This window comes from Pedococcus sp. (genome assembly GCF_036000045.1).
Lineage (GTDB): Bacteria > Actinomycetota > Actinomycetes > Actinomycetales > Dermatophilaceae > Pedococcus.
Genome location: NZ_DASYGF010000033.1, coordinates 1 through 21,375, shown reverse-complemented (window position 1 = coordinate 21,375; position 21,375 = coordinate 1). Strand labels below are relative to the sequence as shown.

Here is a 21,375-nt window from a genome sequence, read left to right as displayed (position 1 = left end):
GGTCAGAGAGCCGACGAGGGGACTTGAACCCCTAACCCCCTGTTTACAAGACAGGTGCGCTGCCAATTGCGCCACGCCGGCGGTCGCCTGCTCAGCAGGCGGCCACGATCGTACCTGCCGCGCACAGCGGCGTTTGCCGGGCGGCATACAGAACGGCCCGGCTCCCACAGGGGGAGCCGGGCCGTCCGGGGGAAGCCGGGGAAGCTGGGGTCAGTGCGCGTTGAGGTACGACTGGAGCGCAGCCACCGTGGCGCGGTCCAGGTAGTGCGCACCGTTGCGCCGAGCGCCGATCTTGGCCTGGAGCGCGCCGACCGTGCGCGGGCCGATGATGCCGTCGGGTGCCGAGCCGACCTTGCGCTGCAGCTTCTGGTTGTCGGCTCGCGACAACGAGCCGTCGACCGAAGCCCCGACCCAGCGCTCGATCGCCGCGTTGGTCAGGGGTCCGCGGATGCCGTCCACGACGAGCTTGCCTGCTCGGGCCGAGGAGGCCGAGGACCTGCTGGCCGGCGGCGCCGTGCGCACCGCGGAGCGGGACGCCGTCGAGGCGGAGCGGTCCGCCGAATACGCCACGGCACTGCCGCCGTTGGACCGTGTGAGCCCGGCGCGGGCCCCGCAGGTCGGCCAGGCACCGGGCCCCTGCGAGGCGAGAACCCGCTGAGCCACGGTGATCTGGGCGCTGCGGCTGGCCAGGTCGGCGCGCGGCGCATAGGCGTCCCCGCCGTAGCCGCGCCAGGTCGAGCCGCTGAACTGCAGCCCGCCGTAGTAGCCGTTGCCGGTGTTGATGGACCAGTTGCCGCCGCTCTCACAGGCGGCGACGCTGTCCCAGACGCTGCCGGCCGAGGCCGAGCCGGCCGATGCCAGCCCGCCTGCGACGCTGGCCACGCCAGCGACGGCAGCACCGGTCACGCGACGCTTGAGGGGGTTGATCTTCCGAGCAGAGTGCTTCGGCGCATAGAACATAGGTGTGCGCGGTCCTTTCCTGACCTGCGCCTGCGAGGTGAGCTGTCGGGTTCGGGCTGTCAGGTGCCCGGCCGGCGGACCGGCTTCACCCCAAGGCCGCGATGCGGCCACGTTGGGTCCCCCGTCCTCGTCTGCCCGGAACCGTTCCGGCTTGTCACCCGCCTGACGAGGCTCGGCGCTGCGGGTGTGCATGATGGGTATGCCGTGTTCACTTGTGGGCGCCGGACGGCACCAAGGGTCCACCGTAGGCCGCCTGACCAACGGGGACAAGGTGGGCCGAAAGAAACTAGTCCGTTCGGTCAGCGTCTACGGGCGCGCCGCTTCTGGACGCCGCCCCGGTCGAAGGGTGCCGCGAGGAACTCCCCCAGCACGCTTCCGGCCGCGATGGCCAACAGCACCGCCATCGCACCCAGCAGCGTGGTGATGCCCCCCTGCACCGACAGCGACCCGGTGCGCGCCGACGAGCCGTTCACCATCTCGTACAGCCCACGGAAGATCGCCAGACCGGGAAGCAACCCGTAGGACGCCGGTACGACCAGCACCATCGCCGGCGCGCCGAGCCGAAGCGCGACGAGGCGGCCCACGAAACCGAGCATGAACGCCGCACACCCCGCAGCGGCGATGGGCCCGAGCCGGTCGACATGCGCGACACCCAGAGAGACAGCCACACCCAGGCCGCAGAGCAGACCGGCCGGCAGCACCAGACGGCGCCGGCTGCGCAGCGACACCGCGCCGGCCATGCCGGTAACAGCGGCACCGAGCACGGCCAGGACCACCGGAGCGTTGAGGGCCCGCGTCGCGACGATCGAGGGTGAGGCGAGCTGGACACCGAACGAGTGCGCGAGCGCCAACGTGATGGACAGACCCGAGGCGACACCCAGAATGATGGCAGCGGTGGTGAGGAACACGGCGAACATCCGGCCGGCTCCGGTGACCGAGTAGCCCGAGATGGCGTCCTCGAAGGCGGAGGCCACCGTCCGCCCGGGCAGGAGCACGGTGATGCCGCCCGCGACGATGAAGGCGAAGTCCGAGGAGGTCACAGGCAGCCACCCCTTGGCGCCCAGGCTGAAGGCGGTCCAGGCCATCACGGTCGCCAGGAACCCGCCCAGGGCGCACTGGTAGAAGTCCGGCAGTCCCCGGCGCCCGAGGGCGCGGGCGGCATACCCGACGATCAACGCGGATGCGGCCGCCACGAGCGCCGCAACCAGCCCCGCGCCCAGCATCGTGGCGATAGCCGCGGCGAGCACGCCCAGCGAGCCACGCACGGCCCAGCGTGGCCAGTACCGCGGCGCCCGACGGATCTCGCGGAGCTGGTCAGCGGCCGTCTCACGGTCGTATCCCTCGCGCACCAACGTGTCGACGAACTCGTGAACTGCCGTGAGCCGCGCGAAGTCTCGACTGGCCGAGCGGACCACGCGCAGCATCGTGATGGGTGCGCCCGAGGCTGTGGTGCACTGCACCAGGAGGGACTGCAGCGTGATGTCGACCTCGAGGTTGTTGAGGCCGGCGGCAGCCGCCACCGCGATCACTGACGACTCGACCTGGGGCGCGCCGGCCCCGCACCGGAGCATGAGCTCGCCCACCCTCAGGGCCAGGTCGAGCGAAGCGCGGGCCTCGCGCTCCTCGGCGGCAGCCTGCCGGACCTTGACGTTGCGATACGGGGTGTGGCGCAGCGACTCGACCATCGGCATGGTCTCCGTCAGCTCTTCGCCACGCCAGATCCGCCGGCGATGCACCTGCGTCGGGGGCCGGACGGGCGACGACCCGCTGTCGGTCATGACCCGAAGCCGACGATCCGCAGCAGGCCTGACGGCGAGCGGGCCGGCCACCACTGAGCTGTGCCCCCATGCTGGAGCGCCCCGGCGGCCAGGCCCAGCGCCAGCAGGAGCAGGAGGCCCGTGAGGATCCGCGTCGCCTTCGGGCCAGGACTGACACCCCGGACGATGCTGCGCGTGCCGCGTCGCAGCCCGGATCCGCCCGGCCCCCACCACGCCACGAACCCCGCGATCACGGCACCCACCGCGAGCGCGGACGACTTCTGGGGCTGGGGCGAGCCACCAGTCACGGCAACGGTGGCGAGGGCAGTGCTGAAGACCGCGCACGCTCCCACCGCAACCGGCAGCAGCGCGCCCATCACGCTCGCGAGGGCGCCCACCACCACGTGCCACGGGCTCGCCGCGACCGCGAACGGCATGTCACTGCGCCGCCGTCCCTTGGCATGCCGGCGCAGCACCAGCGACGTCACCGAACGGTCCGCGGTCCGGGCCGCCCACGACAGGGCCAGCGCGACGGCAGCACCCACGACGGGCAGGCACGCGAACGCCGCCACCAGGGCGAGCATCAGCGCGAGCAGGGTGCCGGTGCGGTTGGGCCTGCCGATGCGTGGGTCAGGCTCACCGGGGCCACCCTCCCAGGCGGCTTCCCAGTCGGACAGCTCCCCCGACTCGTCCCACGGGAGGAGGTCGTCGTCGCCAGGGGCCGCCGGCTCGTACGCGCCACCCACAGGCGCCACCTGGGGACGGGCCCAGGTCACCGTCCCGCGATGGTCCAACACCTGGGTATGCCGCGAGCTCACCGCGAGCGCCGCGGTGACCGGTCGACCCTCGGCATACCGCTCGAGGGCGTCCATCACCTCGTCCGCGTCCGGGCGCCGGGCGGGGTCGGGCGACAGCGCGGCATACAGCAGAGGCGCCAGCCGGGGGTCCACCCCGGACAGGTCGGCGTCACCGCGGCTGACTCTGGAGAGCACCACGTCCATGGGACCGCGCCCGAAGGGCGGCGCGCCCCGAGCCGCGAAGGCCAGGGTGGCCGCCCAGCCCCACCAGTCGGTCGCGACGGTGACCGGGGCGCCCTCGACGACCTCCGGCGAGAGGTAGCCGGGGGTTCCCATGACCAGGCCGGTCAGGGTGATGCGCACGTCGTCGGCCACGTGGGCGATCCCGAAGTCGATGAGCACCGGGTCGCCGTCGAGCATCAGCACGTTGCCGGGCTTGAGGTCACGATGGATGACGTCGGCATCGTGGATGGCGTCCAGGGCGCCGGCGAGCCCGCGCCCCAGCCGAAGCAGCTCCGGTCCTTCGATGGGACCGTCATCCTCCACGACCTGGTCGAGTGGGGGCCCGGGCACGTAGCGGGTCACGAGATAGGGGCGGTCGCCGTCGAGGTCCGCGTCGATGACCGCGGCCACTCTCGGGTCCCGGATCCGTCCCAGCACGTCGACCTCGCGGCGCAGTCTGGCCCGCGCGTGGCTGTCGTGGGCGACGTGCGCGCGCAGCAGCTTGAGGGCGACCGCACGGCCGTGCGGGTCCAGGGCCAGGTGGACGACACCCATGCCGCCCTCACCCAGCTGCTCAACGAGGCGATAAGGCCCCACGAGTCCTGAGGCAGGCACCCGCGAGCCGTCTGCGTCGCGGTGGCTGGCCTCCGTGGTCATGCCCCTACGGTAAGCGAGGGTGCTGGGTGAAACCGGTCAGGTCACTGCTGGATGTAGCCAACAAGTTGGTCACGCTCGGCCTGGAGCTCGGCGATCCGGTGCTTGACGACGTCGCCGATGCTGACGATGCCGTGCAGTCGCCCGTCGACCACCACGGGCACGTGGCGGATGCGGTGCTCGGTCATGGTGCGGGCCAGCTCCTCGATGGGGATGTCCGGGCCGCACGTGCGCACATCGGCGGTCATGATGCGCGAGACAGGAGCCTGGAGAATCTCCGGGCCGTCGCGGTGGAGGTGGCGCACGACGTCGCGCTCGCTGACGATGCCACCCACGGTCTCGCCGTCCTCGCTGACCACCAGTGCACCGATGCGATGCTCGGCGAGTATCGCCAGAAGCCGTTCCACGCTCTCGTCGGGCTTGACGGTGACCACCTCGGCGCCCTTGCGGCGCACCACGTCCGAGATCCTCATGATCCGACCGTAGACCGGGCCGGGAGTCGCCGCCAGAGGGAGACGCATAGGGTGAGAACGTCCCATGTCCCGTTTGGAGGGATTGCCGTGTCCGCCCCAACCCAGACCTTCGACCTGGTCATCGCCGCAAACCGCCTGCCCGTGGACCGTGTGGTGGGCCCCGATGGTGACGTTTCCTGGCGCACCAGCCCCGGGGGCCTGGTCACGGCGATGGAGTCGGTCATGCGCAGCCGCGAGGGTGCCTGGGTCGGCTGGGCGGGCGAGTCGGGCGACGCACCGGAGCCCTTCGTGCAGAGCGACATGTACCTGCGCCCCGTAGCCATGTCCGAGGAAGACGTCGCGCACTACTACGAGGGCTGCAGCAACGGCACCCTGTGGCCGATCTACCACGACGTCATCGTGCCGGCGACGTTCCACCGCTTCTGGTTCACCGCGTACGAGCGCGTCAACCGTCGCTTTGCCGAGGCGATCTGCGAGGTGGCCGCCGAGGGAGCCACGGTGTGGGTCCACGACTACCAGCTGCAGCTCGTGCCGGCCATGGTCCGTGAGCTTCGGCCCGACGTCCGTATCGGCTGGTTCAACCACATCCCGTTCCCGCCGGTCGAGCTCTTCGCGCAGCTGCCGTGGCGCCGAGCCCTGCTCGAGGGTCTGCTGGGTGCGGACTACCTCGGCTTCCAGCGGGTCGCAGATGCCCAGAACTTCGTGCGCGCCTGCCGCCAGCTGCTCGGCCTGCCCACCAAGGGCGACACGATCTCGGTCTCTCGCGGCGCGAACGCGCGGCGGGTCCGCGCGAGCGCGGTGCCGATATCGATCGACTTCGTCGGCTTGCAGGAGCTGGCCCGTATGCCGGAGACCCAAGCCCGCGCGAAGGAGATCCGCGAGTCCCTGGGCAACCCGGACACCCTGCTCCTGGGCATCGACCGGCTCGACTACACCAAGGGGATCGGGCACCGCATCAAGGCGTACGGCGAGCTGTTGGAGGAGGGCAAGGTGGCCCCTCCTCGCGAGATCTTCGTCCAGGTGGCCACGCCGAGCCGCGAGCGCGTCGCGGCATACCGCGACCTCCGTCAGGAGATCGAAGGTGAGGTCGGCCGGCTCAACGGCGACCACAGCGTCATCGGATCCGCGGCGGTGCAGTACCTGCACCACGCCTATCCGCGCGACGAGATGGCGGCGCTCTATCTGGCTGCCGACGTGCTGCTGGTGACGCCGCTGCGAGACGGCATGAACCTCGTGGCCAAGGAGTACGTCACCTGCCGCCACGACGAGGGCGGCGCACTGGTGCTGTCCGAGTTCACGGGCGCGTTCCACGAGCTGCACCAGGCGTTCGTCTGCAACCCGCACGACATCGAGGGCCTGAAGCAGACGATCATGCGGGCGATCGAGACCCCCGACAAGGACAAGCGGCGCCTGATGCGGGCGATGCGCCGCCGGGTCGCCGACCATGACGTCCAGCGCTGGGCGCACCGGTTCCTGGAGAACCTTTCGCATGCACCCGAGCGACCCGGGACCAGCAAGGCGCAGCACGAGGACCGCCCATGACGCTGCCGGCACCTCTGGAGCAGGCACTCGCCCAGGTGGCGCGGTCCTCATCCCTGCTCGTGGCGACCGACTTCGACGGGGTCTTGGCCCCCCTGGTCCTCGACCCGCTGAAGTCGCGCCCCCTGCCCGGCACGATCGAGAGCCTGCAGACCCTCGCCACGCTTCCGCGCACGCACGCGGCAGTGGTGTCCGGGCGCGACCTCGCAACGCTGACGACACTGACCGGCCTCGCCGACAGCGAGGTGACGCGGATCGGCAGCCACGGCGCCGAGACCAGCGCCGACGGGGCCGGCGCGGGCGATCTCGGGCAGCCGGAGACCCAGCGACTGGAGGCGTTGGTCACCGACCTGGCCGCCCTCGCCGCCGCACACCCGGGGACCACCCTCGAGCACAAGCCGGCGGCCGTGGTCCTGCACACCCGAGGGATGGAGCCGGGGGCTGCCGCGGCGGCAGAGGCCGCGGCACGCGAGCTCGCCGAACGGCATACCGAAGTGCACGTCACGCGAGGGAAGCACGTCGTGGAGATGAGCGTCGTGCGGGCCGACAAGGGCACCGCGCTGATGGCCGTCCGCGCTGCCGTCGGGGCCCACGCGGTCGTGTACTTCGGCGACGACGTGACTGACGAGGACGTCTTCACCGTACTCTCCGCGACCGATGTCGGGGTGAAGGTGGGCGACGGAGCCACGGCGGCGACGTACCGCGTCGCCGAGCCGGAGCAGGCCGCCGAGGCCCTGAGTCTGCTCACCCGCATCCGGCAGGACGTTTGACCCAGGCCTCCCTCACTGCGAGGGCACCGTCGACCCCGGGGCACTCTCAACGCCGGGGCGCGGCTCCGGTCGAGGCGCGGACCACGAGCTCTGGGCGGAACACGAACTCGGCACGGGGAGCGGGCTCACCGGCGATCTCGTCGAGCAGGGCACGCACCGCCGCCTCGGACATCGCGGCGACACTTTGGCGCACCGTCGTCAGCGGCGGGTCGGTGAACGGGATCAGCGGGGAGTCGTCGTAGCCCACGACGGAGAAGTCCTCGGGAACGCGCAGCCCCATGCGCCGCGCCGCCCGGATGGCACCCAAGGCCATGAGGTCAGAGCCGCACACGACAGCCGTGCAGCCGCGCTCGATGAGCCGGGCGCCGGCCGTGTCGCCGCCCTCCACCGAGAACAGGGTCCGTTCGATGAGCTCCTCGACATCCTCGCGCCCCAGCAGGCTCTTCATCGACTCGCGGAAGCCGGTGACCTTCCGGATCACCGGGACGAAACGGTCCGGTCCGATCGCCAGGCCGATCTGGGTGTGCCCGAGCTGCACCAGGTGGGTCAGCGCCAGCTCCATGGAGGCGACGTCGTCGTTGCTGATGAAGGGGGCGTCGATCGCCTCGTGGTAGCCGTTGACGAGCACGATCGGCAGGCCCCGCTCGCGGAGCCGGGTGTACCGCTCGGGGTCGGTCGTGATGTCGGCGTGCTGCCCCGAGACGTAGATGATGCCGGCGACACCGCGGTCCAGCAGCATCTGCACGTAGTCGTCCTCGTGCACGCCCCCAGGGGTCTGCGTGCACAGGACCGGCGTGAAGCCGTTGGCGGCCAGCGCGGTCTCGATGACCTGGGCGAAGGCGGGGAAGATCGGGTTCGTGAGCTCGGGCACGATGAGGCCCACCAGGTCGGCGCTGCGTCGCCGCAGACGCGAGGGCCGGTCGTACCCGAGGACGTCCAGGGACGTCAGCACGGCCTCGCGCGTCGCATCGGCGACCCCCGGCTTGTCGTTGAGCACCCTGCTGACGGTCGCCTCGCTGACCTCGGCGTGTGCCGCGATGTCAGCCAGTCTCGCCTTCATGGGGCAGACGGTAGCAAGAAATTGCAGCATTCCCGGCGGCAATACTGCAAGAAGTTTCACAATGTCGTGCACGGGCTCTGGCGCAACTGTTGCCGCTGGGCCAGACTGAGCCCACCACGGACACCGATGTCCGGGGGGCACCACCTTTACAACGGATCGTCCGGCACGTTCCTGCCGGTGAAGGAAAGGCAACGAAGCCATGGCAACAGTCAAGTTCGATGAGGCGACCCGGCTCTACCCGGGCAACGACAAGCCCTCGGTCGACAAGCTCAACATCGACATCGAGGACGGTGAGTTCCTCGTCCTGGTCGGCCCCTCCGGATGTGGCAAGTCCACGTCCCTGCGCATGCTCGCGGGCCTCGAAGAGGTCAACGCCGGCAAGATCTGGATCGGCGACCGCGACGTCACCAACCTGTCCCCCAAGGACCGCGACGTCGCGATGGTCTTCCAGAACTACGCGCTCTACCCCCACATGACGGTGGCCGACAACATGGGCTTCGCGCTCAAGATCGCCGGCGTCGACAAGGGCGAGATCCGCAAGCGCGTCGAGGAGGCCGCGAAGATCCTCGACCTCGAGCCGTACCTCGAGCGCAAGCCGAAGGCTCTGTCCGGTGGCCAGCGCCAGCGCGTCGCCATGGGCCGCGCGATCGTCCGCAGCCCCCAGGTGTTCCTCATGGACGAGCCGCTCTCGAACCTCGACGCCAAGCTCCGTGTCCAGACGCGCACCCAGATCGCCTCGCTGCAGCGGCGGCTCGGCGTCACGACGGTCTACGTCACCCACGACCAGGTCGAGGCCATGACGATGGGCGACCGCGTGGCGGTCCTCAAGGACGGCCTGCTGATGCAGTGCGACACCCCGCGGCGTATGTACGACCACCCGAACAACGTCTTCGTGGCCGGCTTCATCGGCTCACCTGCCATGAACCTGCTGGACGTCGACGTCGCAGACGGAGGCGTCAAGGTCAGCGGCAGCGTCATGCCGGTCGACCGCGAGGTGCTGGCGCGCGCTCACGGCAAGTCCATCACGATGGGCGTTCGCCCCGAGGACCTCGAGCTGACGACCGATGGTGGCGGCGGCATCGCCGTCAACGTCGACGTCGTCGAGGAGCTCGGCGCCGATGCCTACATCTACGGCTCCGCCAAGGTCCACCAGCACATCGACGCCGATGACGACGCCGACGCCCCCGAGCGCCCGTTCATCGCCCGCGTCGACGGCCGGCGTCCCCCCAAGAAGGGCGAGACCGTCTACCTCGCTCCCAAGCAGGGTCACCTGCACCTGTTCGACTCCGAGACCGGTGAGCGCCTCGCCGACTGACCACCACTGACCGTATGCCGGGTGGCCGGCGCCCTCTCTGGGCGCCGGCCTCCTGCGTGCAGGCGCCGAGACGGCACCGATCTGGGAGCATGAGGACGTGGCATTCGAGATCAGGACCGCCCGACCGGACCCGGCCCTGCTTGACCTGCCGTGGGATCTGCCGCTGGAGCATTGGCCGGAGGACCACCTCGCCGCACTGCCGCGCGGCATCTCGCGGCATGTGGTGCGCTTCGTGAAGCTGTCGGGGCGGGTCCTGGCGGTCAAGGAGATCAAGGAGGACATCGCGGCGCGTGAGTACCAGATGCTGCGGGTCCTCAACCGGCTCGAGGTTCCTTGTGTCGAGCCGTTCGGTGTCGTGGGCGGTCGGGTCGGCCTCGACGGCGAGCCGCTGGACGCCTGCCTGATCACCCGCCACCTGCAGTTCTCGCTGCCCTATCGGGCGCTGTTCAGCCAGTCACTGCGCCCGGACACCTCGACCCGCCTCATCGATGCACTCGCCGTGCTCCTGGTGCGCCTGCACCTCATCGGCTTCTGGTGGGGCGACGTCTCCTTGTCCAACACGCTCTTCCGACGCGACGCCGGCGCGTTCGCGGCATACCTCGTCGATGCAGAGACCGGCGAGCTCCACCAGTCCCTCAGCTCCGGCCAGCGCGAGCACGACCTCGAGATCGCCCGGGTCAACATCGCCGGCGAGCTGATGGACCTGGAGGCCGGCGGCTATCTCGAGGCCGGGACCGACCCCGTCGACACGTCCAACCGCATCGTGACGCGCTATACCGACCTCTGGGGGGAGCTGACCGGGCTGGAGCGGTTCGAGCGCGGCGACCGGTGGCGGGTGGACGAGCGCATCCGACGGCTCAACGAGCTGGGCTTCGACATCGACGAGCTGGCCATCACCACCGACTTCGACGGGACCCACATCCAGATCCAGCCGAAGGTCGTCGACGCCGGGCACCACTCGCGGCGCCTGCTGCGGCTCACCGGACTGGACGTCGAAGAGAACCAGGCGCGGCGGCTGCTCAACGACCTCGACTCGTACCGGGCCTCCCAGGACCGGCAGAACGACGACGAGGAGATCGTCGCTCACGACTGGCTCTCCAAGATCTACGAGCCGATCACCAGGACGGTCCCCCGTGCGCTAGCCGGCAAGCTGGAGCCCGCCGAGCTGTTCCACGAGGTTCTCGAACACCGGTGGTACCTGTCCGAGCGGGCCGGGCACGACGTGTCCACCGAGGACGCCATCAAGGACTACGTCGCGCACGTGCTGCCCGGCAAGCCCGACGAGGCGACGGTGGTGGGTGTCGACACCGTGGAGATGCCCGTCGTCGCGATGTACGACGACGACTGACCCCCGCGCCGGCCGAGCCGATACTCCGACTCCAACTCCGCTGTCAAGGCGTCATAGGAACCTCGAATAGTTCCTAGCGCCGGCGTCGCGGCGCTCGCTACCGTCACGCCCTCGGCAACCGTTCCTCGGAGCCGTGGGGTGAGGGCTTCCGGGGGACCATCACGAGGGGGCACGTCTGATGAAATCTCTTGCACGGCGCGTTGCAGCCGTATCTTTGGCATTGAGCGCCGCCCTGGTCGGCCTCGCACCGACCGCCTTGGCGAACTCCGCCTACTCCAGCAAGGTCTACTACCCGAACGGGGCCTATCTGTGGGCCTACGCGTACCTCGACGGCCAGTCAGACTCAGGCGGCTGTGGCAACTACAACGTGTGGTCTCAGATCAGCAAGCGCCCGTCGTGGATCAAGGTCGTCGCCCAGTTCAGCGAAGACGGTTTCGGCTCTGTCTCTGTCGGTGCGGTCAGCGGCACCATCTCCGGCAGCAGCCCTACCTTGAGCTGGACCAACAGCAACGGGGCACTGGGCGCCTACCTCTCGGGACGCGCCTGCATGTCTTGGGCAGCGTGGTACCTGCACCTTCAGACGACGGGGGCGTCGCTTCAGTACGGCACGGTCCGAACTGTCCAGACCCGCCAGCTCTGACCACAAGCCAGCACAAGGACTTTCACCATGACCTGGCCGTGCCGAAAGGCGATGAGCCTCGCATCCGCGGCGGCACTGCTGGTGATGGCCGGTGGATGCGCGGGCGACCAAACGACGAGACTTCCAAGTGCGGCATACCCGCAGGGCCTGAGGGCGGAGCTTCAGACCCTGCGGGATCCCAACGGGTTGTTCATCTACCCCGGCTACTACCGTCAAGCTGGCAGCCTCTACTCAACCGCTCTGCTCGGTGCCGCCTTGGGTGGCTGGACCCTCACCCACCAGCAGGCCACGGCTGCAACAGCGGCACTGTGCCATGGCCAGGAGCCCAAGCTGGTCCATCCGACCTGGTTGGCGTGGGCGGCGACGGAGACCCTTGGTGAAAACGCGTTCCATTCCTCAGCCGGCGCCTGCCTCAGCCGCACCCCGCCAGCGCCAACGGGCGATCCCACCCAGGACATCCCGTTGTTGTGGGCCTGGGCACGAACCGTCGCCAGCTTGGGAATGCCCCGAGCGAAGATCTCCAGTGTTGCGGCTCCTCGGCTTGCACACCTGCCGGTGGACAGCGTCATCTCGCCCTACGTCCGCTGGCGGCTCGATCAGCTCGACGTCCTGACTGGCGCGGCGGACACCGCAGTGGCGCATCCGGCCGCCCCGCCCAGTCATCTTGTGGATCCCACCGATCTGCTCGACCTGTGGGGCTATGCCGAGCGTTGCGTGGCTCATCAGGAACTGTGTGACTCGAGTGGCGCGCCCAACGTGAAAGCGGTCCTCGAGGGCGAGCGCTACTTCGGCGACGATCTGAGCCTGGCAGCCGCGATCGCGATCGCTCGAATCCAGGGTAAGACGGCGCTGGTCGCGACCCTCCGCCAAAGCATCGCCCAGCGAGTAGATCCTGAGACTGGTCTCGTCCGCAGCGGCCGCCCGGAGGGTGACATCGCCAGCACCTTCCTGGTGTTGCAGATGGCGCCCGACCTCTTTCCCGGTCCGGCTCCGGCGGCAACCGCACGGGTGATGCAGGACGACCTCGAGCTCGGCAGCAGGCTCGACACCGCAACCCGCTTGAGGGCGGTGGCCGTCCTCAAGGCCTCAGGCGGACCCGCGTGGACGGCCTACAAGGCGGAGATCTCGACGGCCGTCCGATGGCTGACCTCGACGCCGACCACGCGCTCGTCACTCCAGTCGCGGGTCGACGTGATCGAGGCTCTGCGGTTGCTGGACCCCAACGTCCCGTTGGTCACGCTGACGACCTTTCCGTCGGCCGATGCAGAGGCGCAACAGCTGGCGCGCTTGGCCCTTGCGCACGCGGACGTGTTCGCCAACGCAGCGGCTGTCCGGATCGCCTTTGCGAGCGTCCGAGAGCGCTTGCTGGCTGAAGCCGTTACCCCGAAGGATCCCCTGATCGCGTTCTTCTCCGCGGCCAATGCCATCAGCGGCGCTGAGCTGCAGCCGGATCCGGCCCTTCACCAGCGCCTCGTGGTCGGGATGAGCCGCACGCAGGGGTGCTACCTCAACGGCAGGGCCTATCGATATCTCTTCCGTTCGTCGATGGCGGCCGGCGAGTCGTGCTCGCTCGAGGCCACCTGGCAAGCCATCCGCTCCGGCTTCGCTTACGGTGACCCCTGATGGCCCTCATCGAGATGTCGATGGTCACGAAGTCCTTCACCGCTCGCGAGAGTCGCGTGGATGTCCTCAAGGGCGTCACGTTCGAGGTCGATCGCGGCGAGATCGCGTGGATCTCGGGCCCGTCAGGGTGCGGCAAGACCACGCTCCTCAATGTTCTCGGGCTGCTCGCGACTGCGGACAGCGGCAGCTACCGGCTGAGCGACGCGGAGCTGCTGGCGCTGTCCAGTCGCCGCCGAACCGAACTTCGCCGAACCGTGTTCAGCACGGTCTTCCAGACGGGAAACCTCTTCGCCCACCTCACGGCCTTGGAAAACGTCCTCGTCGGTATGCCGCCGGGCACGGTGCGACGCGCGCGTGAAGCGCTCCGGGGAGCACACCTCGGGTCCCTGGCCAACCGGCGAGCCGGGGCGATGTCAGGTGGGGAGCAGCAGCGGGTCTCGATCGCACGCGCCTTGGCCAGACAGAGCGAGGTGATCCTCGCCGACGAGCCCACATCGAGCCTCGACGAGCAGAACGCCATGAGCGTGCTCTCGATGCTGCGCGAGGCGTCGAAGGCCGGGGCGACCGTGCTCATCGCGTCACACGATGCCCGCGCTGCCTCGATCGCCACCCGGCGGCTCGAGCTGGTCGACGGCGTGGTCCGGTGAACGGGAGAGCGCTGCTGCGCCGCAACCTCCGAGCGACCCTGGCGCAGTTCACCTCGATCCTTGCCGCGTTGTCGCTCGGCGCCGTGGTGCTGCTCACGGTGGCCGGGACCCTTGGAGGGGCAGTCTCACGATCGGCCTCGGCGCTGGACGAAAGCTCGGCCCTGAGCGTCCTCGAGCTCGACTCTGTCGCCCCGCGCGGTCCCACAAAACCGTTGACCGGCAGGGCGATCGCCTCGATGCGGCACATCCCGGGTGTCCAGGACGTGCGGCCCAGTGCACAGTTCGGGATCTCGATCGTGGATGACCGGGCGTCGACTCTGACGGGCGCATTCTGGGCCACCCCACGCGTGCCCTGGGTACAACCCCGGGTGACGACGGCTGCCCCCGGGGTCACGCCCGATCATGTGCTTGCAGGCGACGAGGTCTACCTCCCGGACACCCATCTCGGCTCCACAACCCGCGCCCTGCTCGGTCAGCAGCTGACGATCCAGTACACGAAAGCAACGGGACCTTCTCAGGGCGAGGCGGCAGTAGCAGCGGTCCGCGTCATCGGGCTGTTCGACAACTCGACACCTGGGGCCGACGGCGAGTCGGCCATGTACGTGAGCGACGTGCTCTCCCGAAGGTTGCTGTCCGCCCAGCTCGGGCTGCCCAGCGGCGGGTCGGTCCCGCAGGGATATGCCTATCCGACCGTCTACGTGAAGGTGTGGTCCACCCGCGACGTCGCACGCGTCCAGGCGGCGCTGGTACGCATGGGCTTCAACGCCCAGAGCCTCGCGGCCCGTGCCCAGCAGCTGCCAGCGGTCCTCGAGCTCGTGGCAAGGATGAATGACATCCTCGGCACGCTCCTCGCCATCTTCTGCGTCGGGGTCGGGCTGTCCCTCGGCGGCACGTGGTCGTCCTTGCGACGTTGGGACGTCGGGGTGCTGGCCGCGCTGGGTTGGTCTCGAACACGGATCCTCGGTTCCTACACCGCGGAGGTCGTCATCGTCGGGGTGGTCGTCGGGCTCGGGGCCTCCATGCTCGGGTGCCTTGCGTCCATGCTGATCGGCCTCGGGCTCGCCGGGCGCGATGTCTTCGGTGCGGAGTTTGCAGGCGGCCCGGCACTGCCACCGACCTCATGGCTCGCAGCCGTGATCGCCGGCATACCGCTCGCGCTCGTCGTGGGCTCGGCACCGCGGGTGCTTCGCCTAGCCGGACTCCCTCCCGACGTAGCCCTCCGCCGACAAGACTAGAAACGGGCCGTCCCGACGCCACGCTCGCGCTACGGTGACCCACGTTCAGGACTCTCGCAGGGGGAAGACATGACCGACCAACCGCCGACGTATGCCGTGGCGCCCACATGGCCCGGCCAGCCGGCCTACGCCCCACCGCAGTCGTGGCCACTGGCGAGCTGGGGCTCGCGCGTGGGGGCGTCAATCATCGACAGCCTCCTGTCGATGATTGGCCTTGTTCCCTACTTCGCCGGCTTCGGCCTGCTGTTCGCCGGAGCCCCCAAGCCGCCGGCGAACGACGCCGCCTACCTGCCGCCAGACTCGCCCGCAACCGGCAACGGCGGCCTCGTCATCGCAGGTGGGGTCCTCCTGCTGGTTGGCCTCGGCCTCATGGTCGGCATCCAGCTCTGGAACCGCGTCTTCCGGCAGGGGCGCACGGGCCAGAGCGTCGGAAAGAAGGCGATGGGACTCGCCCTGGTCAGCGAGCGGACCAGTCGCCCGATCGGCCCATGGATGTCGTTCGTCCGGGACCTCGCCCACTTCCTCGACGGGATCTTCTATATCGGATACCTCTGGCCGCTCTGGGACCCGAAGCGCCAGACGTTCGCCGACAAGGTGATGGAGACCGTGGTCATCCACGCGCCGCGCGGCTGAACGCCTCCAGTCAGGCTGGTGACAGCCAGGTCCACCCAGGCACGTTGCGCAGCACCCAGAACGCGACGACAGCCCCCAACATCAGGTACAGCAGCCACGGCGGCGCGACCCATGACCGCGGCTCCCCCCGCCACAGGCGTCGCGTCCAGGCGGCATACGCGACGAGCAACCCTGCCACCGCCATCACGGCCATCGGGTTGCGCGCCACGGCGCCCCCGAGGTCACCGTGTGCGAGGTCGTGGATGGCCCGCAACGACCCGCACCCAGGACAGTAGAACCCGGTCAGCGCGAGGAACGGGCACGTCGGGTAATGGCCTGGCTGGTTCGGGTCGACCACAGCCAGCGTCCCGACCACGGCGCCCGCCGCCGCGGCCACAGCGACGGGCAGACGCGTACGGCGCCCCCAGCCGAGGGCTGGAGGCGCCGCGTGCAGGATGGACGTGCTCATCACATCCCGTTGGTCTTCGAGGTGCTGATCACCCCAGCGGCCGCCAGAGCGCCGTAGATGACGCCGACGACTACGCCGGCGACCAGGGCCCAGATGGCGAACTGCTTCGCCTTCTTGGACGAGTCGAGGGCACCTGCGTAGTCCCCCGCCTGCCATTTGCCGTTGACCTGGGCCGCGAAGACGATCGACACGATCCCCAGGGGCAGGCAGCAGAACAGAGTCGTCAGGATCGACCAGACGAGGTGGTTCGGCGGCGGGGTGCCACCTCCGACGGGAGCGTTGTATCCCGGGGCGGGCGGCGGCGGAGGCGGCGGAGTGCCGTAGTCAGACATGCGCGAACGTGTCCTTTCAGGAGGTGGCGCCGCTCCCCCTCGGGCGCGACGCGGCGAACCTATCGGACTACGCCCACCGGATGTGTCACATCGCGCGACGCCGCGCCACCTCATACAGCGTCACGCCCGTGGCGACGCCCGCGTTGAGCGACTCGACCGCCGACGACATGGGGATCGAGACCACCTGGTCGCACGTCTCGCGGACCAGACGCGACAGCCCCTTGCCCTCGGACCCCGTGACGATGACGAGCGGCTCGGTGGCGAGCTCGAGGTCGGGCAGCGAGACGTCGCCGTCCATGTCGAGACCGAGCACGAAGAAGCCGGCCTTGCGGTACTCCTCGAGCGCACGGGTCAGGTTGGGAGCCATGGCCACTGGCACGCGCGCCGCGGCACCGGCCGACGTCTTCCAGGCGCTCGCCGTCATGCCGACCGAACGCCGCTCCGGCACCAGGACCCCATGGCCTCCGAAAGCGGCCACAGAGCGCACGATGGCGCCGAGGTTGCGGGGGTCCGTGATCCCGTCCAGAGCCACGACGAGAGGTATGCCGGGTGCCTGGGGATCGATGAGGTCGCCCGGGTGGGCGTACTCGTACGGCGGAACCTGCAGGGCGAGCCCTTGGTGGATCGCGCCGTCGGTCAGCCGGTCGAGCTCGCCGCGCGGGGTCTCCAGGATGGGGATGCCGCGCTCGGTCGCGATCTTCAGGGCCTCGCGGACCCGGTCGTCGGAGTCGATCCGTCCCGCCACGTACATCGTCTTCACGGGCACGTCGGCACGCAGGGCCTCCACGACCGAGTTGCGTCCGGCGACGACCTCGCTCGATGCCTTGCCGCCTCGGCGCGAACCACCCCGGGGCCCGGCGGACCGGGTACCGGCCTGGCGGGCGCCGGCGCCTGCGCCGTCACGCTTCGCCGCCGCCTTGGCGAGCTTGTGGGCCTTGTGCTGGGGACGCTCCTCGGCCTTGGGCGTCGGGCCCCGGCCTTCGAGCCCTCGTCGGCGCTGGCCGCCTGAACCAACGGTGGCGCCCTTCTTGGAGCTGCCCTTGCGGACGGCGCCACGGCGCTGGGAGTTGCCTGCCATGAGTGTGCCTCTCAACCTTCGCGGCGGGCGAGCGACCAGTTCGCTCCCGACGCCGTGTCTTCGATGACGATGCCTGCCGCACCTAGTCGGTCGCGGATCGCGTCCGCGGTCGCGAAGTCCCGTGCCGCGCGCGCCTGAGCGCGGGCCTCCAGCTGCGCCCCCACGAGGGCGTCGAGTGCCGCATGGGCATCCCCGCTGCCGGCGTCGCTGCCGTGACCCCAATGCGGATCCAACGGGTTCACCCCGAGGACGTCGGTCATGGCGACCACCTGCGCGAAGGCGCTCGCCACACCCACCTCGTCGCCCTCGTCGAGCGCGGTGTTGCCGGCACGAACCGTCTCGTGGACGACCGCGAGCGCTCCCGACACGTTGAGGTCGTCGTCCATCGCGGCGGCATACGCGTCGGGGAGGTGGGAGGGGTCTGGCGCTGTGGGGGTGCCGCTCGGCAGCGCCCGCAGGGCACGGGTCAAGAACCCCTCGATCCGCTCGACGGTCGCCTCGGCCTCCGCGAGCGATCCCTCGTGGTACTCGATCGTGGACCGGTAGTGCGCGGCCGTGAGGTAGTAGCGCAGCGTCAGCGGCCGGGCCACCTTGGTGATCTCGGAGACGACCAGCGAGTTGCCCAGCGACTTGCTCATCTTCTCGCCGCCGACCGTGACCCACGCGTTGTGGAGCCAGTAGCCGGCGAAGCCCAGGCCGGCCGCATGGGACTGGGCCTGCTCGTTCTCGTGATGGGGGAAGCGGAGGTCGACGCCGCCGCCGTGGATGTCGAAGGAGTCGCCGAGGTACTTGCGAGCCATGGCCGAGCACTCCAGATGCCATCCAGGACGACCGTCGCCGAAGGGAGTGGACCACGAAGCCGTCTCCGGCTCGGAGTCCTTGTGGCCCTTCCACAGCGCGAAGTCGCGCGGGTCGCGCTTGCCCCGCGGGTCGGCGTCCTGCGCCGCCTCCATGTCGTCGATCTTCTGGTGGGTCAGCGAGCCGTAAGCGGGGAAGCTGCGGACGTCGAAGTAGACGTCGCCGCTGTCATCTGCGGCGGCATACGCGTGGCCCTTGTCGACGAGCGTCTCCATCAGCGCCACCATCTCGGGGATGTGACCGGTGGCGCGCGGCTCGTAGGTGGGGGGCAGCACCCCGAGGGAGGCCAAGGCGGCGGTGGTGGCCAGCTCGTTGCGGTAGGACAAGGCGAACCACGGCTCACCGGCATCGGCGGACCTGGCGAGGATCTTGTCGTCGATGTCAGTGACGTTGCGCACCAGCGTGACCTGGTAGCCGTAGCGAGCCACGAGCCACCGGCGCAGCACGTCGAAGGCGACAGCGAACCGCACGTGGCCGATGTGTGGCGCGGCCTGCGTGGTGAGCCCGCAGATGTAGATGCCCACCCGACCCGGTTCGAGGGGGACGAAGTCGCGCAGCTCACGCGCGGCGGTGTCGTACAGGCGAAGACTCACGCGGGCAAGGTTACCTGCGGGTCAGCACGGCGTCCGACACGACGGCAGCCCCTCGAACGGGCCGCTCAGCCCGCAGCGAAGACCAGAGCGGTCGCGATGGCAGCCACGCCCTCGTGGCGACCGGTCAGGCCCAGGCCGTCCGTCGTGGTGCCGCTGACCGAGGTCGGCGCCCCGACAGCGCTCGACATGGCGGCCTCCGCCTCCGCGCGGCGGGCGCCGATGCGCGGGCGGTTGCCGACCACCTGGACTGCGACGTTGCCCACCTCGAAGCCGGCTTCGCGCACGAGACGTGCCGCCTCCGCCAGCAGAGTCAGCCCGCTGGCTCCCGCCAGCTCGGGCCGGTCGGTGCCGAAATGCGTGCCGAGGTCACCCAGGCCAGCGGCGGAGAACAACGCGTCGCACGCCGCATGGCAGGCCACGTCCGCGTCCGAGTGACCGGCCAGGCCGCGCTCCCCCGGCCAGAGCAGCCCGCCCACCCACAGCTGGCGGTCGTCGCTGTCCGCGAAGGCATGCACGTCGACACCGATGCCCGTGCGCGGCATACCGGGAAGCTCCATGTCGCCCATCCAACCACCGGCAGGCTCCCAACTCAGGTGACCGGTGGCCTTCCCCCCATTACGGTTGCGGCCTATGAGCGAGACGTTGGCCGTGCCGGTCCTCACTGGTGACCGGGTCGTCCTCCGGCCGCACAGGACCGACGACCTCGACCCCATCCTCGAGCGATGCCTCGACGAGGACACTCGCCGGTTCACGACGATCCCGCTGGACTACACGCGGGCCATGGCACAGGACTACCTCGACACTCTGCTCAGGCCATCGGCGAGCACGGCGTCGTGGGCCATCGAGCTGCAGGGCGGGTATGCCGGAACCATCGACCTGCGTTCGCTGCCGGTCGAAGGCGGCGCCGGGGCTCTCGGGTTCGTGACCCACCCCGCGTACCGGGGCCGCGGCGCGATGTCGGACGCCGTGCGCCTGGTCCTGGCCCACGCGCTCGACACGCTGGGCTGGCAGCTCGTGCAGTGGACGGCTCACGCCGGCAACTGGGGCAGCGCGAAGGTCGTGTGGCGCGCCGGCTTCCCTCTGCCCACCTTCGTTCCCGACCTGCTGGTGGAGCGCGGACAAGTGCTCGATGCCTGGGTGAGCACACTCCGTCAGGGAGCGACGCGCGTTCCCGTCGCGCCGTGGGACGAGGTGTATGCCGCGCTGCGACGCTAGGCCTCAGGCGTCGCCGAGGTGCCGCTCCGCGAAAGCGAGGTCGTCGGCCGTCGTGATCTTGAAGGCGAGCGGCTCGCCCTCGACCACGCGCACATGGCCTCCGACCGCCTCCACGAGAGCAGCGTCGTCGGTGGCGGCAGCTCCTGTGGCATGCGCGTGCTCGAGAACCTCACGCAGGAAGGCCTGGGGCGTCTGCACGGCCCGGAGGAACGCGCGGTCGGGGGTCGCGACGACGACCCCTCGCCGGTCGATCTGCTTGATGGTGTCCGTGACGGGCAGGCCCGGGACGACGGCCGGGTGACCCGACCTCACCTCGTGGACCAGTCGGGAGAACAACGCAGACGGCGCGAGGGCGCGCGCGGCGTCATGCACCAGGATGATGCCGTCCTCCGCCCGCAGCGCGGCGAGCCCCGCCGCCACCGAGTCGGTTCGCTCCGCGCCACCGGTGACCACGTCGACGTCACCGGGACGGCCACTTCGAGACGCGACCGCGCCCGCCTCCCTGAGATGGGAGGCGGGCGCGACGATGACGATGTGCGAGATCTCGGGAGCTCCGAAGGCGCGCTCCACGGCGTGCTCCAGCAACGGCCGACCTGCCAGCGTCACGAACGCCTTGGGCTGGCTTGCACCGAGTCTGGTCCCCTGGCCGGCGGCCACGAGGACGACCGCGACGCTCAGGAGGCGAGGACCTCGTCGAGGATGGCCTCGGCCTTGTCCTCGTTCGTCTTCTCGGCGAGAGCCAGCTCGGAGACGAGGATCTGACGAGCCTTGGCGAGCATGCGCTTCTCACCGGCTGACAGGCCACGGTCCTTGTCACGACGCCACAGGTCGCGGACGACCTCGGCCACCTTGATGACATCGCCGGAGGCGAGCTTCTCGAGGTTGGCCTTGTAGCGGCGCGACCAGTTGGTCGGCTCCTCGGTGTGAGGTGCGCGCAGAACGGAGAAGACCTTGTCCAGGCCCTCCTGTCCGACGACATCCCGCACGCCGATGTCCTCGCAGTTCTCTGCGGGAACCTCGATGGTCAGGTCGCCCTGGGCCACCTTGAGCTTGAGGTAGATCTTCTCCTCGCCCTTGATCGTGCGGGTGTTGATTTCTTCGATCAGTGCAGCCCCGTGGTGGGGGTACACGACCGTCTCGCCGACCTTGAAAACCATGTGCTGTTTTCCCCTTTCGCG

The 21,375-nt window shown here is 69.9% G+C and carries 22 protein-coding genes, 1 tRNA gene and 1 riboswitch; of the genes, 10 read left to right on the top strand and 13 right to left on the bottom strand.

Annotated features, from left to right (window positions below):
* Positions 1 to 8 precede the first annotated feature (8 nt).
* The 5 genes from VGN50_RS06415 to VGN50_RS06395 all read right to left on the bottom strand — a co-directional run bounded on the left by VGN50_RS06415 (position 9) and on the right by VGN50_RS06395 (position 4,863).
* Positions 9 to 81, bottom strand: a tRNA-Thr gene (locus VGN50_RS06415).
* Positions 82 to 210: 129 nt separating this feature from the next.
* The gene (locus VGN50_RS06410) at positions 211 to 960 is read right to left on the bottom strand and encodes a transglycosylase family protein (RefSeq protein ID WP_327443874.1); all 750 of its coding nucleotides are present in this window, start codon (positions 958 to 960) and stop codon (positions 211 to 213) included.
* 12 nt (positions 961 to 972) lie between these two features.
* Positions 973 to 1,122, bottom strand: a riboswitch (cyclic di-AMP (ydaO/yuaA leader).
* A gap of 137 nt (positions 1,123 to 1,259) precedes the next feature.
* Positions 1,260 to 2,738 carry a threonine/serine ThrE exporter family protein gene (locus tag VGN50_RS06405; RefSeq protein WP_327443873.1) on the bottom strand — a complete coding sequence of 493 codons (1,479 nt, stop codon included), beginning with the start codon at positions 2,736 to 2,738 and terminating at the stop codon, positions 1,260 to 1,262.
* On the bottom strand, positions 2,735 to 4,393 hold the full coding sequence (locus VGN50_RS06400; protein WP_327443872.1) for a serine/threonine-protein kinase: 1,659 nt from the start codon (positions 4,391 to 4,393) through the stop codon (positions 2,735 to 2,737). Before VGN50_RS06400 ends, VGN50_RS06405 begins: the two co-directional genes overlap by 4 nt.
* A gap of 41 nt (positions 4,394 to 4,434) precedes the next feature.
* Positions 4,435 to 4,863 carry a CBS domain-containing protein gene (locus VGN50_RS06395; RefSeq protein WP_327443870.1) on the bottom strand — a complete coding sequence of 143 codons (429 nt, stop codon included), beginning with the start codon at positions 4,861 to 4,863 and terminating at the stop codon, positions 4,435 to 4,437.
* 87 nt (positions 4,864 to 4,950) lie between these two features.
* Here VGN50_RS06395 and VGN50_RS06390 point away from each other — a divergent pair, with 87 nt between their 5' ends.
* Both VGN50_RS06390 and otsB read left to right on the top strand, forming a co-directional pair.
* The gene (locus VGN50_RS06390) at positions 4,951 to 6,405 is read left to right on the top strand and encodes a trehalose-6-phosphate synthase (RefSeq protein ID WP_327443869.1); all 1,455 of its coding nucleotides are present in this window, start codon (positions 4,951 to 4,953) and stop codon (positions 6,403 to 6,405) included.
* A complete protein-coding gene (otsB, locus tag VGN50_RS06385; RefSeq protein WP_327443868.1) occupies positions 6,402 to 7,172 on the top strand; it encodes a trehalose-phosphatase in 771 nt (256 codons plus the stop codon). Before VGN50_RS06390 ends, otsB begins: the two co-directional genes overlap by 4 nt.
* A 46-nt stretch (positions 7,173 to 7,218) precedes the next feature.
* On the opposite strand, the gene VGN50_RS06380 is transcribed toward otsB, so the two are convergent.
* Positions 7,219 to 8,232 carry a LacI family DNA-binding transcriptional regulator gene (locus tag VGN50_RS06380; protein ID WP_327443867.1) on the bottom strand — a complete coding sequence of 338 codons (1,014 nt, stop codon included), beginning with the start codon at positions 8,230 to 8,232 and terminating at the stop codon, positions 7,219 to 7,221.
* A gap of 199 nt (positions 8,233 to 8,431) precedes the next feature.
* Between VGN50_RS06380 and VGN50_RS06375 the strand changes: the two genes are divergently transcribed.
* From VGN50_RS06375 to VGN50_RS06345, 7 genes are all read left to right on the top strand, one after another.
* Positions 8,432 to 9,547, top strand: a complete 1,116-nt coding sequence (locus tag VGN50_RS06375) for a sn-glycerol-3-phosphate ABC transporter ATP-binding protein UgpC (RefSeq protein WP_327443866.1) — start codon at positions 8,432 to 8,434, stop codon at positions 9,545 to 9,547.
* Positions 9,548 to 9,644: 97 nt separating this feature from the next.
* A complete protein-coding gene (locus tag VGN50_RS06370) occupies positions 9,645 to 10,895 on the top strand; it encodes a DUF4032 domain-containing protein (protein ID WP_327443865.1) in 1,251 nt (416 codons plus the stop codon).
* Between the two features lie 220 nt (positions 10,896 to 11,115).
* Entirely contained in the window at positions 11,116 to 11,535 is a 420-nt protein-coding gene (locus tag VGN50_RS06365) for a hypothetical protein (RefSeq protein WP_327443864.1), read from the top strand.
* A gap of 27 nt (positions 11,536 to 11,562) precedes the next feature.
* The gene (locus VGN50_RS06360; protein ID WP_327443863.1) at positions 11,563 to 13,158 is read left to right on the top strand and encodes a hypothetical protein; all 1,596 of its coding nucleotides are present in this window, start codon (positions 11,563 to 11,565) and stop codon (positions 13,156 to 13,158) included.
* Positions 13,158 to 13,805 (top strand): ABC transporter ATP-binding protein, encoded by a 648-nt coding sequence (locus VGN50_RS06355; RefSeq protein ID WP_327443862.1) that lies wholly within the window; start codon positions 13,158 to 13,160, stop codon positions 13,803 to 13,805. Before VGN50_RS06360 ends, VGN50_RS06355 begins: the two co-directional genes overlap by 1 nt.
* Complete coding sequence (locus VGN50_RS06350; protein WP_327443860.1) at positions 13,802 to 15,040, top strand: FtsX-like permease family protein; 1,239 nt, start codon at positions 13,802 to 13,804, stop codon at positions 15,038 to 15,040. The genes VGN50_RS06355 and VGN50_RS06350 overlap by 4 nt, the downstream gene beginning before the upstream one ends.
* A 69-nt stretch (positions 15,041 to 15,109) precedes the next feature.
* Complete coding sequence (locus VGN50_RS06345) at positions 15,110 to 15,673, top strand: RDD family protein (protein ID WP_327443858.1); 564 nt, start codon at positions 15,110 to 15,112, stop codon at positions 15,671 to 15,673.
* Positions 15,674 to 15,683: 10 nt separating this feature from the next.
* On the opposite strand, the gene VGN50_RS06340 is transcribed toward VGN50_RS06345, so the two are convergent.
* The 5 genes from VGN50_RS06340 to ispF all read right to left on the bottom strand — a co-directional run bounded on the left by VGN50_RS06340 (position 15,684) and on the right by ispF (position 19,539).
* Positions 15,684 to 16,121, bottom strand: a complete 438-nt coding sequence (locus VGN50_RS06340) for a DUF2752 domain-containing protein (RefSeq protein ID WP_327443857.1) — start codon at positions 16,119 to 16,121, stop codon at positions 15,684 to 15,686.
* Positions 16,121 to 16,453 (bottom strand): CD225/dispanin family protein, encoded by a 333-nt coding sequence (locus VGN50_RS06335; protein ID WP_327443855.1) that lies wholly within the window; start codon positions 16,451 to 16,453, stop codon positions 16,121 to 16,123. Before VGN50_RS06335 ends, VGN50_RS06340 begins: the two co-directional genes overlap by 1 nt.
* An 85-nt stretch (positions 16,454 to 16,538) precedes the next feature.
* On the bottom strand, positions 16,539 to 17,531 hold the full coding sequence (gene rlmB / locus VGN50_RS06330; protein WP_327443854.1) for a 23S rRNA (guanosine(2251)-2'-O)-methyltransferase RlmB: 993 nt from the start codon (positions 17,529 to 17,531) through the stop codon (positions 16,539 to 16,541).
* A gap of 11 nt (positions 17,532 to 17,542) precedes the next feature.
* Complete coding sequence (gene cysS, locus VGN50_RS06325; RefSeq protein WP_327443853.1) at positions 17,543 to 18,982, bottom strand: cysteine--tRNA ligase; 1,440 nt, start codon at positions 18,980 to 18,982, stop codon at positions 17,543 to 17,545.
* Between the two features lie 65 nt (positions 18,983 to 19,047).
* Positions 19,048 to 19,539 (bottom strand): 2-C-methyl-D-erythritol 2,4-cyclodiphosphate synthase, encoded by a 492-nt coding sequence (gene ispF / locus VGN50_RS06320; RefSeq protein WP_327443852.1) that lies wholly within the window; start codon positions 19,537 to 19,539, stop codon positions 19,048 to 19,050.
* Positions 19,540 to 19,612: 73 nt separating this feature from the next.
* On the opposite strand from ispF, the gene VGN50_RS06315 reads away from it, so the two are divergent.
* Positions 19,613 to 20,197 carry a GNAT family N-acetyltransferase gene (locus tag VGN50_RS06315; protein WP_327443851.1) on the top strand — a complete coding sequence of 195 codons (585 nt, stop codon included), beginning with the start codon at positions 19,613 to 19,615 and terminating at the stop codon, positions 20,195 to 20,197.
* 3 nt (positions 20,198 to 20,200) lie between these two features.
* On the opposite strand, the gene ispD is transcribed toward VGN50_RS06315, so the two are convergent.
* Positions 20,201 to 20,875: a 2-C-methyl-D-erythritol 4-phosphate cytidylyltransferase gene (ispD, locus tag VGN50_RS06310; protein ID WP_327443875.1), complete on the bottom strand. Its 675-nt coding sequence runs from the start codon at positions 20,873 to 20,875 to the stop codon at positions 20,201 to 20,203.
* The gene (locus VGN50_RS06305; protein WP_327443849.1) at positions 20,872 to 21,354 is read right to left on the bottom strand and encodes a CarD family transcriptional regulator; all 483 of its coding nucleotides are present in this window, start codon (positions 21,352 to 21,354) and stop codon (positions 20,872 to 20,874) included. Before VGN50_RS06305 ends, ispD begins: the two co-directional genes overlap by 4 nt.
* Between the last annotated feature and the right edge of the window lie 21 nt (positions 21,355 to 21,375).

What these genes read in the sequence shown, in the direction of transcription:
- VGN50_RS06410 (WP_327443874.1), bottom strand. Translation starts at nt 960, where the DNA reads ATGTTCTATGCGCCGAAGCACTCTGCTCGGAAGATCAACCCCCTCAAG.
- VGN50_RS06405 (WP_327443873.1), bottom strand. Translation starts at nt 2,738, where the DNA reads ATGACCGACAGCGGGTCGTCGCCCGTCCGGCCCCCGACGCAGGTGCAT.
- VGN50_RS06400 (WP_327443872.1), bottom strand. Translation starts at nt 4,393, where the DNA reads ATGACCACGGAGGCCAGCCACCGCGACGCAGACGGCTCGCGGGTGCCT.
- VGN50_RS06395 (WP_327443870.1), bottom strand. Translation starts at nt 4,863, where the DNA reads ATGAGGATCTCGGACGTGGTGCGCCGCAAGGGCGCCGAGGTGGTCACC.
- otsB (WP_327443868.1), top strand. Translation starts at nt 6,402, where the DNA reads ATGACGCTGCCGGCACCTCTGGAGCAGGCACTCGCCCAGGTGGCGCGG.
- VGN50_RS06380 (WP_327443867.1), bottom strand. Translation starts at nt 8,232, where the DNA reads ATGAAGGCGAGACTGGCTGACATCGCGGCACACGCCGAGGTCAGCGAG.
- VGN50_RS06375 (WP_327443866.1), top strand. Translation starts at nt 8,432, where the DNA reads ATGGCAACAGTCAAGTTCGATGAGGCGACCCGGCTCTACCCGGGCAAC.
- VGN50_RS06360 (WP_327443863.1), top strand. Translation starts at nt 11,563, where the DNA reads ATGACCTGGCCGTGCCGAAAGGCGATGAGCCTCGCATCCGCGGCGGCA.
- VGN50_RS06355 (WP_327443862.1), top strand. Translation starts at nt 13,158, where the DNA reads ATGGCCCTCATCGAGATGTCGATGGTCACGAAGTCCTTCACCGCTCGC.
- VGN50_RS06345 (WP_327443858.1), top strand. Translation starts at nt 15,110, where the DNA reads ATGACCGACCAACCGCCGACGTATGCCGTGGCGCCCACATGGCCCGGC.
- VGN50_RS06340 (WP_327443857.1), bottom strand. Translation starts at nt 16,121, where the DNA reads ATGAGCACGTCCATCCTGCACGCGGCGCCTCCAGCCCTCGGCTGGGGG.
- VGN50_RS06335 (WP_327443855.1), bottom strand. Translation starts at nt 16,453, where the DNA reads ATGTCTGACTACGGCACTCCGCCGCCTCCGCCGCCGCCCGCCCCGGGA.
- rlmB (WP_327443854.1), bottom strand. Translation starts at nt 17,531, where the DNA reads ATGGCAGGCAACTCCCAGCGCCGTGGCGCCGTCCGCAAGGGCAGCTCC.
- ispF (WP_327443852.1), bottom strand. Translation starts at nt 19,539, where the DNA reads ATGGAGCTTCCCGGTATGCCGCGCACGGGCATCGGTGTCGACGTGCAT.
- VGN50_RS06315 (WP_327443851.1), top strand. Translation starts at nt 19,613, where the DNA reads ATGAGCGAGACGTTGGCCGTGCCGGTCCTCACTGGTGACCGGGTCGTC.
- VGN50_RS06305 (WP_327443849.1), bottom strand. Translation starts at nt 21,354, where the DNA reads ATGGTTTTCAAGGTCGGCGAGACGGTCGTGTACCCCCACCACGGGGCT.